The organism is Halovenus anhuiensis (assembly GCF_037080055.1).
Classification (GTDB): Archaea; Halobacteriota; Halobacteria; order Halobacteriales; family Haloarculaceae; genus Halovenus.
On the sequence record NZ_JBAOJI010000008.1, the window covers coordinates 1 to 16,109 of the forward strand.

The following is a 16,109-nucleotide window of genomic DNA, read 5'->3' on the forward strand; positions in this document are numbered from 1 at the left end:
ACTCAGCTACCGCTCCGAGATTGAACGGCTCACACCAATTCAACTCGGCTTCCGAATTCTCGATTGGGAAGTACCGAGATTTGAACCATGACAAACAGGGAAAACCAATCCAAATTCATACGGAGGAAGTTCACGATTACAGAGAGACTCGATGAAATTCTCGTCGAGACAGCTGAACAGCATTACCAAGGAAATGTGAGTCTCTGTATTCGAGCAGCAATTGAGGATCATCGATCATCACTTGATGGGACGGGTGACGCAATTGCCGTTCAACAGTTAGCGAGAGAGATAGACAAGATTCGCTCACAGCTAGAAGATATCAAAACGAGTGGCGATAAGAGTGAGAGTTCACAGTCGAGTCGCAGTGAGGACGCCGAATCTGAAATGTCGAGGATTGTCAACCTAATCAAACAATCTGAACAAGGACTGAGACTGAGTGACATAGACGACCAACTGGACATTCCTATTTCAAAAATCCAATCAGGACTCGGCAGACTCGTAGATCAAGGCCGTTTAATGATTGGCCCGGACAGCACAGAGCGGTTCTACCTCGTCGGTCAGCAATCCAAGTCCAAGGAGAAAAGTTCGAGATTCAGTCATTATGAGTGAAAGTGATTCCCAACAATACCGTGTCCCGGACGAACTTGCACAGAAGTATCTGAGTGTCAACGAGGGAGTCACCCTGACAGCCGGTACTGCAGGAACATATGATTCCCATCTCACGAACTACAATGCATTCCTCAGTAAACGAGGTCAAAACATACTGGGTGCAGAGTTCACTGATGTATTGGAGTTTGTTGAATCGTGTGTCCGTGACGGGAATCGCAGAAGTACAATTGAAGGAAAGCTAACAACGGTAAAAGAGCTGTATTGTTTCATTCGATTGCGAACTGACAAAGGTGAATCTCTCCAATTGGATCCACTCCGATTTCGAGAAATTAATCTTGATAGATACAACACACCAGAGGCGATCGAACGTGAAGCACTCTCGAAACAAGAGATTCGCCACCTATTTGATGCATTCAACAGTTACCGGAACCGGCTTATGGCGATTGTCGGTGTCGAGACTGGTATACGGAATTCAGACATCCGAGGTCTGCGCCTCAATGATGTTGGAGATACCAGTATCCATGTCCACGATCCAAAGTATTCACATCCATATGATGTTCCGATCAGTGATCAACTCTCATTTGAGCTGGACTGGTGGATACAGAATCAACGAAACGGGTACGCTGAGTCGGAGAACAGCGATTACGTTTTTCCGAGCCAACATGGAGAGAAGCTAAAATACAACGGGAGTCTCAGCGAGATAGTTAGAGAAGCAGCAGAAGTGGCAGGTATTCAGGAAGTAGTAGCTCGCTCACCTCTCACGGAATCACACAAAGACCAATTGGAAACCAATAAAGAATATCGGGAGTGGCACCGGGTTACGGTTCATACACTGCGTCATTCCTATATCACATTACTGGAGAAGGCAGGAGTGAGTCTACCCTATCGACAGCTCGTAGCCAACCATTCCAACCCCCAAACAACAAAAAATTATTCGCATGGAAGCAGCGAACCAGTATTCTCCTCGATACGAGAGAGCTATAACCCGCCAAGGTAGCACCACCGCTCTCAACATCACCAACCGTATCCGAATCTCGTAAGCGTGAAAAATAGTAGACTATATGATGAATAATGGATATGTGCGGTTAATATATCATTTATCAAGAAGCAAGTGATCACGATTTATAGAATGAAATGAAGAAAATATTACACAAGAGCTGATAGTAAAATGGTTATTCCCAATAGAAGTGTGGCAGCGGTAGTACACGCAAATAGAGATAGTTCACAGATCCGTGATCTTGAATGGATTTCCCGGCTAAGGTGATAGATGAGCATCAGGCTAATCCCCCTGTTCTAATGACCATTGAGTGCCCATTTCAGCGGAACAAGCATATAGTTGTTTTGCTCAAGTGGGTACTGAGTACCCATTTGTGAGAATGTTGAACGATCTGCTCAGTAGACCTGCGAATCCACATCGCACTCCTGTGAGTAATCGAGAATATTCGCCCAGCATTACTGCAGTAGGGTTTCAAACCTGGGTTGAGTAAAACTACCAATTCCAGGGCACGAGAGATATGAGATTATATATAATTTGTATCTGAGAATACGTCCCGGATTAGTTCACTGTAATCATTATTTTGATGGGTATAATGCTCTTTTGTTACTTTTTTGCTATCATGATCAAGTGCATTACTTCTTTCCTCCAAAGACAGATCGGCATCGTCCAGAAAGTTGCTAAATGTATGCCGGAGAGCATGAGGAGTTACTCTATGCTGCTCTTTATAATCTTTATCCGTCTCAAAAGCTTTTTTCTGGCGTTTGCTGATCGGCATTTTTCCGATAATTTCCTGAATTCCAGCCTCCTCAGCTGCATCTTTGACTATCTGGGTAAATCGACTGTCTCCAATTTGTGTCCCGTCCTCAGTCGGGAATATATAATCACTATTTCCAGAACCAACGAACGCTTCGCGTTCGGTACCCATCCATCGTCGCAGCAAAAGCGTTACTTCCCCAGAGATTGGGACGGTATATCTTCGATCGCGTTTACTATTAATAAGTTCAATTGCTTGATCTTCAAGATCAACATCTTTCAACTTTAGAGAGCGTATCGCAAAATTTCTACCTCCTGTTTCCACAGCAACCAAGACAAGGAGCCTATTTCGGAGTCCATCCAGGGCGTCAAATAGCTTTTTCACCTCAGTTTCTGATAGTGGCTCTCGTTCAAATCCTTCACCTGTTGGGAAGTCTTTTGGATGTATATTTTCTTTAATCCATAGCCGCCTAGTCTGGGGCTCAACATCGGATGCAAGTTCAAGACACGTGAATAGAGCCTTAATCACCGTTTTGTACCCCGACAAAGTTTCTTCAGTCCGGCCACGTTTCGCTAACTGAGTGAATACATCTATGATATTTTGCTTGCTTGCCCCAGCAGCGCATACACCACGTTCGTGTAGTAATTCAATTATATTTCTGACTCTTGATATTTTGTTTTGTTCGGCCCCCTGAACCAGATTTTTGTCAAGTACATCGGTGAAATATTCAATAGCATAACCACAGTTCAGGGTTGATAAGTCATATTTGTCCGACTTATGTTCATATTCACTAAGCTTCTCTAAATAATAAGGGCATACAGGACCCTCGTCGCCAGAAGCATTACTTGCAGATGGATCCGGATCTCCATTGTCACCAGTAGATTTGAGATCACTGTTCGAGTGTTTACACTCTAGGTCTCTGTGTTTCAGGTTACTTTCAGCCGATTTTCTTTGGGGTGATGTTGGTCGGTCCCCACTATCTGTGAAATCGGATAGTGTTGTTTTTTCTTCTGTCATTCTTCACCCCCTGTTGGACGAATAGAGTATTGTAGTGGTTCTCCATCTTTTTCGGTGATAAATCCTCGATCGATGAGGGAATCAAGCGCACCCCTAACAGGAAGTGGCTCAGATTCAATTCTTTCAGTGATTTCCGAGACAGTCATTTGTCCCTCCTTTGACAAAGTATCGTAGACCTCATTCTGCAATGCGGTATCTGAGGGTGTCTGGGAGGAAGCGGGTTCAGCATCTTGAGCCTCAAACTGCCCATCTCCTACTGGTAGTTGTGCCATAGCAGGACTTAGTTGAGGATGCGCGGATTCGGATTTGACATCTTTCAGATCCTCTTCAAGCGTTTTTATTCGGTCATCCATCTTCTCAAGCAGGGCAAGGATTTCATCGTAAATATTCCGACCCTCTCCGGATATAGATACACTTAATTCTTCGATGGCTGCACGTAGGGCTTCGCTCCGGGAAGCATACCGCTCCTCGGCAAGTTGATCAAGCTGCTCATCATGCCGGTGTTTTATTGTGCAGTTTGGCTTCGTCATTTCTGGCGAGGAAGCTGAGCCCTCTGTTCTGGACTCATTCTGATTCACTGGAGCTCACCTCTATTGGGATAGACCAGCAGATCCGGAGAGTATCCTACGCCGGTAGGCGACTCAAGGGTTGATTGGCTGTTTTCACTTCGAGTTTGTCGGAGTTTCATTTCCTTCATCACTCACCGATTGGGGCACTTTCGCTTATAAACCTCTGCCTGTTTCTAACCTGTTCTCGATCATACACTGAATTTGAGAACATTACTACAACCATTGTACACGCGCAGTATCGAACGATCCGAAGTGATTGATTCTTTAGCTTTCCCAGGCAACTCTTTATAACACAAGGGGAGCAACGCTGGAATAGATCAAGAATGATGGAGGAACATACGCAGAACGATTCACTGGCGACCACTCAACGAGTTGTTTCGGTTTCGGAAAGAGCTGGAAAAGTAACTGGCGCATGCATTTATGTGACAGCAGCAGATTTAGCTGAGCTCGGGATTTCTCCTTCAGAAGCCGAGAGAGTTACTGTAAGTATCGATCCATCGGCAGAGCAGATTGAACTCAAACCCAGAGAGGTAGGTGAGCAAGGCTCGAAGTGCGAAAAAAATCAATCGGCGCTTGACTAACACAGTGAGACACGAAAAGAGAGTACACAAAAATGCCAGCTAACGGTTCTGACACGGCGGTCGCAACCGCATATCCACCTAGTCATCTGTACGAACAGTGGGAGGACCATGCTGGCGAACTAGATATGAGTATAAGTGATTTCATCACACAGAAAGTGGAGGCCGGGCGAAAGCAGTTGACGATAGATGAGTCAGTCGACAAGTCAGTTCAGTCTCTTCGTCGTCAGCGAGACGATCTCCAGCAAGAAGTTGATCACTTGAGAGAGCGTCTGGAAAAACTCGAAAATGAACTCCAACGTACAGCGTATGGAGACATCGAAGAGTATGTCGAGGAACATCCGGGGGCGTCCGATGCAGAGATCATCCAGCATATCGCGGATTCGGTTCCAAACCGCGTTGTCAGCCATCTAGACGTTCTAGAGAGTGAATCAATAAAGAAGACAGAAGAGGGCTATTATCCTCGGGATTCAGACCAGGAGGAGTCAAGCGCAGAGACTCGTGGAGGCAAATTATGAAAGGACAAAAAATGGAGGTTGTAGGACTAAAATCAATTGAAGGGGAGCATGACTCGTCCTAAGGGAACAAGGCCAGAACAGTATGCTGGCGTATTCCAATCCTACGAGGAAATCCCCAACAAGTACCGTCTTGAAACATTCACTACAGAATATCGAAATGAGGCGACCTGGGACAATTACGTGACCGAGGTACTATATGGGGAACAGGATTCCCCGAGTAAGGCTCTTAGAAAGACGGTTCGACTCGCAGGAGACTCATGGCAAGATCACATGGAAGAGCAGAATCGTCACCATGCACTCGCTACACCGTCCAATGTGGAGACATGGACACAGAAGTTGACTAGCAATGGATGGACTCGGAAAACGTGTTATGAGCACTACTTCGTCCGAATTTACCAATTCTATGACTACCTAAGATCCAGTTATCGTCACCCGCATTTGTACAATCCGGCACTGTTAGCGGCGATCGAATATGAAACTACGCGGAATCTCTGGATGTACCGAGTTGATACGCGGCCCGAGGTGAACACGCGTGAGTGATAATCAGACTGTATCGGACGCACGACAGACATATGCAGAGGCATTTGACCGGGAACTAGATCCTTTAGCCAAGTACAGTGAGAAGTTCATCGCCCTTCCAGATCCATTCGAATATTTCGTCTCTGAAGTCATTGAGAACCGTGAAACAATCACCAGTGAGGATACCATAGATGTCTATCGGTGGAACTACGACAACTGGCGACAGCACATGGGAACAACTGACCGTCACCCAGCTTGCCCGAGTGTGGATCACGTAGAGTCCTTCATCAAGTGGGAGCGCGATGTAAGGAACAACGGACACCGGACAATCAGAGGAAAACTCAACAGACTCTCTCAAGCATTAGAACACTGGCAATCCGAATCTGTATTCCCCCATCCAGCAGACTACAACCCCTTCGAGTTAGCAAAAGAAACGACCGATATCGGTACTGAATCATCGAAATCATATCCCGAGTTGGATGTAGAAACACTGCAAAATGAGTTCAGTCGAATCGATAACATTCGAAGTCGAGCAATTATTGGACTTCAACTAAAACTCGGACTTCGGGCCGGTGAGGTCTGTAACATAAAAATCGCGGATACGCATATCGATCACAGTGAAATAAAAGAGGGTTATCCAAATATGGGGACGAGTCCGGAACTCGGCGATCACTCAAATGCACTCTACATACCTCATGACCGAGACGGGAATAAATCCTCCAATCCTCGATTGCTCCCAATTGACAGAGAGCTACGTTGGCTATTACTGAGATATCTGATGATGCGGCCGCAAGTCGATGAGCCGTATCTGTTCCTTAGCCGGCGTAGCTACTCAAAATTGGATTCACAAGCAGTAAACCGCGTCTGGAAAGAAGAGTTCCATCCCAAATACTCAGAGACAGAGGAATACAAAGCGATTACCAGCCATTTTGGCAGACATTGGTTTAGTTCCTACTGGAAATTGCAAGCGGGACTCGAACGGGAGCACGTGCAGTATATGCGAGGAGATCGTGTTCAGCCAATGGACAGCTTTGGTGATGCCATCGACGAATATCTGCACCCACGGTACGAGCACATTGAATCACAAGTGAGCCGAAAATCATTCTCTCTCGAAGTGCCGATGAAGTACAGTCTATAAGTTGACATCGAACGGTACCCAGCGGAGCTATAGACCATGGATGACAAAGATGCGGACGTAAGCGAGCAAGAAGATGACCTTGATCGGGTCTTTGAAAAGTATCGTGACGTTGTAGATTCCCACGAAACGATGCGTGATCGAATGGAACGGCTTCGAGGTGAGTATCCTCGTGAGTTAGACGATCCAGAATCGGAAGCCAGGGTTATGACTCGGATCATAATGGCTGAGGCTCTCTCGCAATCCGGCTTCGGGGATGTTGGTGTCATAAATCGGGAGGAAGTGATCGAATCACCAGAGCAGATGAGGATTCTTGCTTATCTAGAAGGAGGGTCGAAGACAATCAGCCAGCTTGTTGCCGAACTTGAGCGGGAGCGGGAGAAGGTCACAGACGAGATCAACAGGCTGGGGATCCTTGGGCACGTCACAAAAGAACAAATTGGCGATGAGATCAAAGTATCACTGGCGTCCGGCACGGTGGTTGTCGAACCATTAGCAATCTCGGATGACGCTGTAGATAACGTATTTGACTCGATTAACTGAGAACCTGCGTTGCGGTGGCTGCTCAGGTTCCACTTTCACTGGGTTGGCTTAACCTTACGTACCACAGAAGTTTTGCGTGATGTAGATTTTGTCACCATCAAAACCGATGCCGTGCCCGACATAGTCCCAGCTCGCACGGAACAGATTCTCCCGGTGGGGTGGCGAATCAATCCACTGTTGGATGATAACTTCAGCGAGGCTCTTGTTTGACTCAATGTGCTCTGGGTTCCGAACTTCTCGGTCCCAATAGTTCTGTGCAATATTTTCTCCAGTGGCTCTGCATGTGATTGAGGCTTCCTGGATCCGTTGGTCAGCATCAACACCGTCAGGGTTTGAGTGAGCGAAAAATCCCGGGCGATCCATTCATCTCTAGCTTCACCGACGCTTAGTCAACTTTCAATCTACTAGTAGCTTTGTGCTATGTGCATTGAGCAGCGTCGTCTTCCCGACACCCGTCGGACCAGAGAAGAGGACGATCCGGTGGTGTTCGTAACAGAGCCACAGCAACGCGACCAGTTCGGTGGGGAGACTCCCCCCGTCGACGAGATCGACCGGCGTGAGTGCGTCGGCGGCCTGTTTGCGGATCGAGATGTGCGGGCCATCCTCGCTGATCGTCGGCAGCGCAACCGCACAGCGAATCGTCTCCTCGATGCCCTCGGGGCTGAGATTGACCTTCGCGCTCGGTGTCGTCGCGTTGAGTTCCATCCCGTCGGCGGCCGCGAGTTGGGTGACGACGTTGACGAACTCCTGTTCGTCCTCGAAGGCGAGATTCGTCGGCACGCGCTCGGCCGCCCGGTCCCGCGGGATCACCTTGATCCGCTCGCCGACGCGGTTCGCCTCGATATCTTCGAGCCGTGGGTCACGGATCGGGATCGTGAGTTTCCCGTACGCGACGAAATCACGGAGAACGTAGTAGACCAGATCTTCGAGGCGATTCTCGTCGTACTCGCTGTCGACCGGCGGAACCGCCAGTCCGTACTCGGCGAGTGCCGATTTGACGCGGTAGGAGACGGCGTCGAGCCACGCCCGAGTGTCCCGTCGTCGGAGTCGGCGGGTGAGTAGCTCCGAGGCACGCTCGTCGACGAACGCCTGTTCGTCGTGGATGACTCCCTCAACGGCTGTCTCCCAGATCCGCTCTTTACACTCGGCGATCAACTGCTCGTCGCCGGGGAGCAGATCCGGCTCCCGGACTGCATACTTCTCGCTGAAGGGATCGTCACCGAGCAGATTCGCCCGGTACCGGACGACTGGCACCTCGAAATCGTGAAACTCAACCGTGTACCGTTCGATCCGTTCGCTCGCGAATCGATCCAGAAACTCGGGATCGGCTGGCAGATCGGTGACCGCAGGCGCGTAGTCGGTCGTGTGGACGACGATTCCCGCGTCCTCGGTATCGGCGACTTCGATCCGGTCGTCGAGAGCGTACGGCGTCAACTCACCCAGACAGGCCAACTCCGCGAGCGCGTGATAGCCGATCCGCTGGCGTGCTCGACTCGAACTGTCGAGCAATCGGTCGAGCACGCGCTCGTGTTTGTCTGCGAATCCGCCGTCCATCACCTCGACGGCCCCTTCTCGGGTTAGCGGCCGCTGGAGGCGAGCCTCACTGAAATGAGCCAGAACCTGATCGAGTTGTCGCCGATCCCCGGCCGTCAGAGCAGGTTTCCGGACCTCGTACTGAAACTCCGCTCCCACCCGGGAGATGGTGACGACGACGCCAGGATGCACTTCGTACTGCCCCTGTACGTCACCCGCGTACCACGCCTCCGGATCGTCCGGAGCGAGCGGCGGTGGGATCGTCTGCTGTCCATCGTCTCCGCGACTCGGAATATGTACCTCGCCTGAATTCATCTGGCGGGTTTGCTCTCCTGTTCGTATATAAATGTCACCAACAAAGGTAGCTTATAAATCATTTTGAAAGCGGAAGAAGACGCAGATCGAACCGGTCGACCGACAGTGGTGGCAACAACTGAACCAACGACAACCGTTTATTTTCCGCTGGCCTACGCGGTGAGCATGGACGAGGGGTCGATCCGACTTGGTGTCGACATCGGCGGCACCTTCACCGATGTCGTGCTGTTCGCCGACGGAGAACTGACGACCGCGAAGGTGCCCACGACGGCCGACCGAAGCGCGGGCGTCGTCGCAGGAATCAAACGAGTCTGTGAGACGGCCGGAATCGAGCCAGATCGGATCGATTCGTTTCGACACGCAACGACAGTCGCAACGAACGCGCTGCTGGAAAGTGACGGCGCACAGACGGCCCTGCTCACGACGGAGGGGTTCGCCGACGTGCTCGAAATCGGCCGGCAGAATCGGCCCTCACTGTACGACCTGACGGAGCGGCCGCCGGAGCCGCTGGTTCCGAGCGAACGACGGTACGAACTCGCCGAACGAGCCACCCAGAGCGGGATCGAAACTGCCCTCGACGACGCGGAACTGTCCGAGTTGATCGACGATCTCGACGACGAGACCGAGAGTGTCGCCGTCTCCTTTTTGCACGCCTACGCGAGTCCGGAAAACGAACGCAAGGCGGTCTCGATGCTGCGAGAAAAGACGGATCTCCACGTCGTTGGCTCCCACGAAATTCTCCCCGAGTTCCGGGAGTACGAGCGGACGGCGACGACGGTCGCAGACGCGTTCGTGACACCGATTCTCGGCAGGTATCTCGCTCGACTGGAAGCGAAGGCGAGCGAGCGAGCGCTCCCGAAGCCACAGATCATGCAGTCAAACGGCGGCATCGCGACGGCCGAGCAGATCCGCGAGCACGCAGTGACGACGGCGCTGTCGGGCCCTGCCGCGGGCGTCGTCGGTGCGTCGCTGTTCGAGGACGGCGGCGTGGTCAGTTTCGACATGGGTGGCACGTCGACAGATGTCGGGCTGATTCGCGAGGGCGAGATCGAGCGGACGACCGACGCGGATGTCGGCGGTCACCCAGTCCGCGTTCCGATGGTGGCCGTCGAGACAGTCGGTGCGGGCGGCGGGTCCGTCGCGTGGGTCGACGAAGGCGGCGCACTCCGGGTCGGCCCGCGCTCGGCCGGTGCAGAGCCAGGGCCGGCCTGTTACGGGAAAGGCGGTGACCGGCCGGCAGTGACTGACGCGAATCTCCAACTCGGCTATCTCGGGGCCGACACGACCCTCGGCGAGAATCTCCAGTTACAAGCGGATCCGGCCCGGCGAACCCTCTCCGACCTCGCCGACGAGGCAGGATTGGACGGGCCGACAGCGGCGGCCCGAGGAGTCTATCGGATCGCAACCGAGCGGATGAGCCAGGCCGTCCGGACGGTGACCGTGCGGGAGGGCCACGATCCACGGTCGTTCGCACTCGTCGCTTTCGGCGGAGCGGGGCCGATGCACGCCGGCGCGCTGGCAGCGGGCCTCGGAATCGATCGGATCAGGATTCCGCTCGCGAACGGCGTCCTCTCGGCGCTCGGGTTGCTCGCGGCCGCCGAGCAACAGGACGACTCCCGGACGATCCGGGAATCGCTCGCCGCTGTCGGAGCAGACCGACTCGACGCCGCGTTCGCCGAACTGGAACGGAATGTCAGCGCGGCACTGACCGAACCAGCGGCAGCGACGATCACCCGGACAGCCGACCTCCGCTACGAGGGTCAGAGTCACGAACTGACCGTTGAACTCGGGGAGTCTGTCTCGGACGAGGACATCGCCGAACGGTTCCACGCCACCCACGAGCGAATCCGAGGCTACCGTCTCGCCGACGAACCGGTCGAACTGGTGACGATCCGTGCGACTGGCACTGTCCCAACTGACGAGCCAGATATTACACACGAAGGAACCGAGACTAGAAGCGAGACGAGACAGGCGTATTTCGACGGCGGGTTCCGGTCGACAGCGGTGTACGAACGCGAAGCGCTTCCAGTCGGCACAGAACTGACGGGGCCGGCGATCTTCGAGGGCGGCGAGAGTACCGTCGTCGTCCCACCAGCGTGGACAGCACAGGTCGACCAGCGCGGAACCCTGGAGGTGAGAAGATGAGCGACGGTTCGGCAGAAGTTGGGAACGACGGTGGGATCGATGCGGTGGAGTTGGAGATCCTTCGGAGCCAACTCGAACAGGTCGCAGAAGAGATGGGCGAGTTGCTGATCCGTGCCGCGTACTCGCCGAACATCACGGAGCGGCGGGACTGCTCGACCGCACTGTTCGACGCCCGCGGCCGGATGGTCGCACAGGCCGAACATATCCCGGTCCACCTCGGCGCGATGCCCGAAGCGGTGGATGCCGTCCTCGACTGTGACCCCCAACCCGGAGACGTGTTTGTGCTCAACGATCCCTTCCAGGGCGGGACACATCTGCCGGACGTGACGCTCGTTTCAACAATTCCTCACGAAGGAGAGATAATTGCATACGCCGTGTCGCGGGCCCACCACGCTGACGTGGGCGGGATGACGCCCGGGAGCATGCCCGCGGGTGCGCGGGAGATACAGCAGGAAGGGCTTCGAATCCCACCAGTGCGGCTGGTGGCAGGAGGCGAGCGCAACGAGGATGTCGAGTCGCTGTTTCTGGCGAACGTCCGAAATCCCGAGAAGCGACGGGCGGATCTGCGGGCACAACTCGCCGCCAACGAGCGCGCCGAGACGCGACTGCTGGAGCTACTGGCGGAACACGAGCGCGCACTCGATCCGATTTTCGAGGCGGTTATCGAGTACTCTCGCGAGCGGATGCGCGCAGAACTGCGGGAGATTCCGGACGGGGAATATCGCGCAACCGACGTGCTGGAGGGTGACGGCGTGACTGACGAGGAGATTCACATCGAAGCGACGGTTACCATTGATGGCGGATCGATGGCCATCGATTTCGCGGGAACGGCCGGACAGGTCGCGGGCAACGTCAACGCGCCGCTGGCAGTTGCCAAGAGTGCCGTCTATTTCGTCCTGCGGTGTGTGACCGATCCCGATATCCCGCCGAATCACGGCTGTTACGAGCCGATCACCGTGCGAGCGCCGGCAGGGTCGCTGCTCAACCCGGACCCGCCCGCGGCAGTCGTCGGCGGCAACGTCGAGACCAGCCAGCGCGTGACCGATGTCGTCTTCGCGGCGCTGGGTGAGGCTGCGCCAGAGCGCGTGCCGGCGCAGGGCCAGGGGACGATGAACAACCTCATCATCGGCTCCTCGTCGTTCACCTACTACGAGACCATCGGCGGCGGATCGGGTGCAAATCCCGGCAGTGACGGACTGTCCGGGGTGCAGGTCGGGATGACGAACACACTCAACACGCCGGTCGAGGCGCTGGAGGGCGAGTACCCACTCCGCGTCGAGCAGTACGCGCTCCGAGACGGGACCGGCGGTGCGGGGCGGTTCCACGGCGGTGACGGCCTCGTCCGGTCGGTTACCGTCGAGGAAGCGGCGACAGTGTCGCTGTTGACAGACCGCCGGGCGAACCGACCTAGTGGTGTTGCCGGCGGTGAAGCCGGAACGGCGGGCCGGAATCTGATCGACGGCGAAGTCGTCCCCGCGAAACTCACCCGCGAGGTGCCCGCCGGGACGACAGTCACCGTCGAAACGCCCGGCGGCGGGGGGTACGGGCCGGAAGACGACAGCGAGTAGGCTACTGCAGGTCGTCGATTTTCGCCAGTAGGTCGTCGATTTCCGGTCGATCCCACGTCGAGGAGCCTTCGTAGGAGTAGGCGACGGTCGGTTCGTCACCACGGAAATCCAGCAGGACGACTTTCGGCATCCGGCCGAAGAAGTCGCTCAATTTCCCGAGTGGGCCAAATCGGACAGGCTGATCGTACGCGCTGCTGACGGCCGTGTCGGGGTCAGCACAGAGCGGATAGGGAAGGTCGTAGCTCGATTGCCACTCGCGGACCTTCTCGACCGGTTCGGGGACGATAGAGACGACTTCGGTGTCGCGGTCCTGAAACTCGTCGTACCGGTCGCGGACGCTCTGGACCTGTCCGCGGCAGTTCGTGCAGTAGTGATCGCGCTGGAAGAAGAGCAGAACGAACTCGTGCTCCTCGCCGAGGGCGGTGAGCGAGAGCGGATCCGGACCAGCGCCGACGTTGGGGAGTTCGAAGGCGTCGAGTGTTTGCATATGCCTGTTTGGACGCGGAGAGAGAAAACAGTGGCTCGATCACGCCGCCGGGAGCAGCGGTCGTCAGGTACAACATTGGCCGGTCCGGAGAAGGTGGTATGACCAGAGCGGCAGTCCAGGAGGGATTCGAGCGGTTCGTCAGCGACGCGATCGAACAGACGGCAGCGGAGTTTAGCATTTCGGCGGTCATCGGCGGCGGCGATGGCGGCGCACTCGATCAGTTTCTCGGAGACTCCGACGTGCTCCAGGAGAACATCGTCGAGCCAGAGCTGGAAGAGTACCGACAGGAGACAGTCGACCAGTTCGAGGTCATCCTCGACTGGGTCGAATCCGACGACGACATCGACGCCTATAGGCAGGAACTCCTCGAAACCGGCCCCTTCTCCGACAGCATTCGCGGAAATCTGCCCGCACAGCGCCGGACGGAAGTCGAGGATCGGTTGGTCGAGCGCCATCGACAGCTCGGCGAAGCGGTCAGCGGACTCGTCACCTCGGAGAAAACAGAGTTCTGGCCGGCCGCACGCGCCGAACTCGATCGGGAGACGGCAGCGGAACTCGTCGAAGAGCACTTCGCGTTCACCGGGCCGCTGGAAGAACATCGGGATGCGTTCGCGATGGTGACGACACTCGATCCGGAGGAGATTCTGGGCGGACTCGGCGGGATGTTCGGCGGTTCGACGTTCGATATCGATTACACCGACGAGGCGATGCGGGCGATGCGCCACGCCGAACGCGAGGTCATCGCCGACGCGAAAGCAGAGGTCAGCGACCGTTTCGAGGAGTAGCCACACAGCCGCCGAACGATCAAATACGCGGCGGCCCTACCCCGACTGTGACCGACGACCCGCTCGCGCTGGCCGAGGCGTTTCTGCTCGCGACGCGGCACGGCGACTCGACGGAAGCAGCCCGCGACGGACTCGCAGCGCTGACCGAGGCGACGCTGTCGACCAGCCTCGACACCAACGAGGCCAAGTTTGCTTTCTGGATCAACGTCTACAACGCGGCGACACAGGACGCCCTCGACACGAATCCAGCACAGTACGAGAACAAGCGGACCTTCTTCTCGAAGCCGCTGGTGACCGTCGCTGGCAAGCAGTTGAGTCTCGACGACATCGAACACGGGATTCTCCGGCGCTCCTACAGCAAGTACACACTTGGATACGTTCGCTCGCCGTTCAGAAACGAGTTCTGTGACCGCCACGCTGTCGAGAGGCGGGATCCTCGCCTCCACTTCGCGGTGAACTGCGGGGCCGACAGCTGTCCGCCGATTGCCGCCTACACCGCCGATGGGATCGACCGACAACTCGACGTGGCGACTGAAGGCTATCTCGACGCACACGTCGAGTACGACCCACACGACGGACGTGCTTCCTTGCCGCGACTCATGCTCTGGTATCGCGGAGATTTCGGGCGCAAGCGCGACCTTCTCGAGTTTTTAGTCGCCTACAACCAGCTTCCGCCCGGCACGCGCCCGCGGCTCTCCTATCAGGACTGGGATTGGTCGATGGCCCCTAAGCGGTACACCGAGCATCTCCCGAAGGAGTGAGCGCTCAGGTGACCAGGAGCCAGCACCAGGCGCCGGCCTGCAATGCGAGCAGGGCCACCATCGCAGTGACCGTCGGCCACGGGACCGTTCGCTCGGTGTATCCGCTGGCACCCCAGACGACCAGCGGTGTAACGGGAAGGCTCGCACCGACGACGACGGCAGGCAGGAGATCGACGGCGAGGATCAGCAGCGACAGCGCAGCGAGCACTGCAATCCCGACGTAGGTGTACCGGAGTCGTCGTTTCGGCCACTGCACGGCGAGTGTCCGCTTTCCGGCTCGTTCGTCGGCCTCGCGGTCGGGCCACTGCGTGGCAAAGAGGTTGAGCAGGACGAGCAGGAAGAACGGGACCGACGCCAGCGCGACGAAACCCAGTGGCCCATCGAGGACGGCGGCGGCGTAGACTGGAAGCGCGAGGCCGCCGAGCACCGCGTTGTCGAGTTCACCGAGGCCGCGCCAGGCGAGTTTCAGCGGGCCGACGGAGTACTGCCAGCCGAACGCGACACTGACGGCGAGAATCGCGACGGCGCGGACGGGGAGCAAGCCGACAAAGGCCAGCGCTGCGGTGAGCACGATTCCAGCCGCGAGCGAGACAGCACCGGCCGCGAGCGGCACCGTTCGCGGGAGGCCGGTCCGGTGGAGTGCACCGCTTCCGCCCGAGAAGGGCGTCCGGTCGGTCATCGCGTCCGTTTCGTAGTCGGCGTACTCGTTGGCGTAGTGGATGCTGGCCGCGAGTGGGAGGAGGACAACCGCGCCGGAGAGCAACGCCGGGACCGAAAGCGTCGCACCGCTCGCGAGGGCGATTTTCGCACCGAAGGCGTAGACGCCGAGGACCAACACGAGCTGACTGGGTCGACTCGTCTCGAAGATGACACGGGCGAGTGTCCGGGTCGCTGCCATCGGTTTCTGTATGGTGTGAGCAGGCATGTCAGTTTGGCCGCGGGAGATGGAATCGAAACGGCTAACAAGAGCCGCCGGATACACTTGAGTGAGCCGAGGTAGCCTAGCCTGGCCAAGGCGCCTGCTTCGAGAGCAGGTCTCCGTAAGGACTCAGGAGTTCAAATCTCCTCCTCGGCGCTTCTCGCCGAACACTGTGAGGCGTGAGCGACGCGTGAGATTTGAACGAGAGAAGTCGCAGCTTCGAGCGAAGCGAGGACGGAACGAAGTGAAGTCCTCGAAATGTGAGCGGTGAAACCGCGAGCCGAGCGAGAAGATCGTCTTCACGTGGTTCAAAATCTCCTCCTCGGCGCTTTTCCTCGAACGGCAGTGAGAGGTAAA

General features: G+C 55.8%; 15 protein-coding genes, 1 tRNA gene and 1 pseudogene. 11 read left to right on the plus strand and 6 right to left on the minus strand.

Translation table 11 applies throughout. The annotated features are described in order from the left end of the window. Positions 1-87 precede the first annotated feature (87 nt). Entirely contained in the window at positions 88-609 is a 522-nt protein-coding gene (locus V8P86_RS16200; protein ID WP_336328330.1) for a hypothetical protein, read from the plus strand. Continuing rightward, positions 602-1,606, plus strand: coding sequence for a tyrosine-type recombinase/integrase (locus V8P86_RS16205; protein ID WP_336328331.1), 1,005 nt, complete (start codon positions 602-604; stop codon positions 1,604-1,606). Before V8P86_RS16200 ends, V8P86_RS16205 begins: the two co-directional genes overlap by 8 nt. Positions 1,607-2,129: 523 nt before the next feature. Here V8P86_RS16205 and V8P86_RS16210 read toward each other — a convergent pair. Both V8P86_RS16210 and V8P86_RS16215 read right to left on the minus strand, forming a co-directional pair. After that, entirely contained in the window at positions 2,130-3,377 is a 1,248-nt protein-coding gene (locus V8P86_RS16210; RefSeq protein WP_336328332.1) for a tyrosine-type recombinase/integrase, read from the minus strand. Continuing rightward, entirely contained in the window at positions 3,374-3,955 is a 582-nt protein-coding gene (locus tag V8P86_RS16215; protein WP_336328333.1) for a helix-turn-helix domain-containing protein, read from the minus strand. The genes V8P86_RS16210 and V8P86_RS16215 overlap by 4 nt, the downstream gene beginning before the upstream one ends. Before the next feature lie 317 nt (positions 3,956-4,272). Between V8P86_RS16215 and V8P86_RS16220 the strand changes: the two genes are divergently transcribed. The 4 genes from V8P86_RS16220 (at position 4,273) to V8P86_RS16235 (ending at position 7,239) form a co-directional block, all read left to right on the plus strand. Next, positions 4,273-4,527: a hypothetical protein gene (locus V8P86_RS16220; protein WP_336328334.1), complete on the plus strand. Its 255-nt coding sequence runs from the start codon at positions 4,273-4,275 to the stop codon at positions 4,525-4,527. A 125-nt stretch (positions 4,528-4,652) separates the two neighbouring features. Beyond that, a complete protein-coding gene (locus V8P86_RS16225; RefSeq protein ID WP_336328335.1) occupies positions 4,653-5,042 on the plus strand; it encodes a hypothetical protein in 390 nt (129 codons plus the stop codon). Positions 5,043-5,574: 532 nt separating this feature from the next. Then, positions 5,575-6,699, plus strand: a complete 1,125-nt coding sequence (locus tag V8P86_RS16230; protein ID WP_336328336.1) for a tyrosine-type recombinase/integrase — start codon at positions 5,575-5,577, stop codon at positions 6,697-6,699. A 36-nt stretch (positions 6,700-6,735) separates the two neighbouring features. Then, positions 6,736-7,239: a hypothetical protein gene (locus tag V8P86_RS16235; protein WP_336328337.1), complete on the plus strand. Its 504-nt coding sequence runs from the start codon at positions 6,736-6,738 to the stop codon at positions 7,237-7,239. Positions 7,240-7,293: 54 nt separating this feature from the next. Here V8P86_RS16235 and V8P86_RS18975 read toward each other — a convergent pair whose 3' ends face one another. Then, positions 7,294-7,602, minus strand: a complete 309-nt coding sequence (locus V8P86_RS18975) for a CAP domain-containing protein (protein ID WP_442909417.1) — start codon at positions 7,600-7,602, stop codon at positions 7,294-7,296. Positions 7,603-7,659: 57 nt separating this feature from the next. Then, positions 7,660-9,087: pseudogene (locus V8P86_RS16240) on the minus strand (type II/IV secretion system ATPase subunit); the annotation flags it as partial. A gap of 165 nt (positions 9,088-9,252) precedes the next feature. Here V8P86_RS16240 and V8P86_RS16245 point away from each other — a divergent pair. Together V8P86_RS16245 and V8P86_RS16250 are read left to right on the plus strand one after the other, a co-directional pair. Then, positions 9,253-11,232 (plus strand): hydantoinase/oxoprolinase family protein, encoded by a 1,980-nt coding sequence (locus tag V8P86_RS16245; protein WP_336328339.1) that lies wholly within the window; start codon positions 9,253-9,255, stop codon positions 11,230-11,232. Next, positions 11,229-12,800: a hydantoinase B/oxoprolinase family protein gene (locus V8P86_RS16250; RefSeq protein WP_336328340.1), complete on the plus strand. Its 1,572-nt coding sequence runs from the start codon at positions 11,229-11,231 to the stop codon at positions 12,798-12,800. The genes V8P86_RS16245 and V8P86_RS16250 overlap by 4 nt, the downstream gene beginning before the upstream one ends. A gap of 1 nt (position 12,801) precedes the next feature. Here V8P86_RS16250 and V8P86_RS16255 read toward each other — a convergent pair whose 3' ends face one another. Continuing rightward, a complete protein-coding gene (locus tag V8P86_RS16255; RefSeq protein WP_336328341.1) occupies positions 12,802-13,287 on the minus strand; it encodes a peroxiredoxin family protein in 486 nt (161 codons plus the stop codon). A gap of 98 nt (positions 13,288-13,385) precedes the next feature. Between V8P86_RS16255 and V8P86_RS16260 the strand changes: the two genes are divergently transcribed. Both V8P86_RS16260 and V8P86_RS16265 read left to right on the plus strand, forming a co-directional pair. Further along, positions 13,386-14,072 carry a hypothetical protein gene (locus V8P86_RS16260; protein WP_336328342.1) on the plus strand — a complete coding sequence of 229 codons (687 nt, stop codon included), beginning with the start codon at positions 13,386-13,388 and terminating at the stop codon, positions 14,070-14,072. A gap of 47 nt (positions 14,073-14,119) precedes the next feature. Beyond that, a complete protein-coding gene (locus tag V8P86_RS16265) occupies positions 14,120-14,833 on the plus strand; it encodes a DUF547 domain-containing protein (protein ID WP_336328343.1) in 714 nt (237 codons plus the stop codon). A gap of 4 nt (positions 14,834-14,837) precedes the next feature. Here the strand turns inward: V8P86_RS16265 and V8P86_RS16270 are convergent, their stop codons facing one another. Then, positions 14,838-15,731 carry a prenyltransferase gene (locus V8P86_RS16270; protein WP_336328344.1) on the minus strand — a complete coding sequence of 298 codons (894 nt, stop codon included), beginning with the start codon at positions 15,729-15,731 and terminating at the stop codon, positions 14,838-14,840. Between the two features lie 92 nt (positions 15,732-15,823). Here V8P86_RS16270 and V8P86_RS16275 point away from each other — a divergent pair. Beyond that, positions 15,824-15,908: transfer RNA gene (locus V8P86_RS16275), tRNA-Ser, on the plus strand. Positions 15,909-16,109 lie beyond the last annotated feature (201 nt).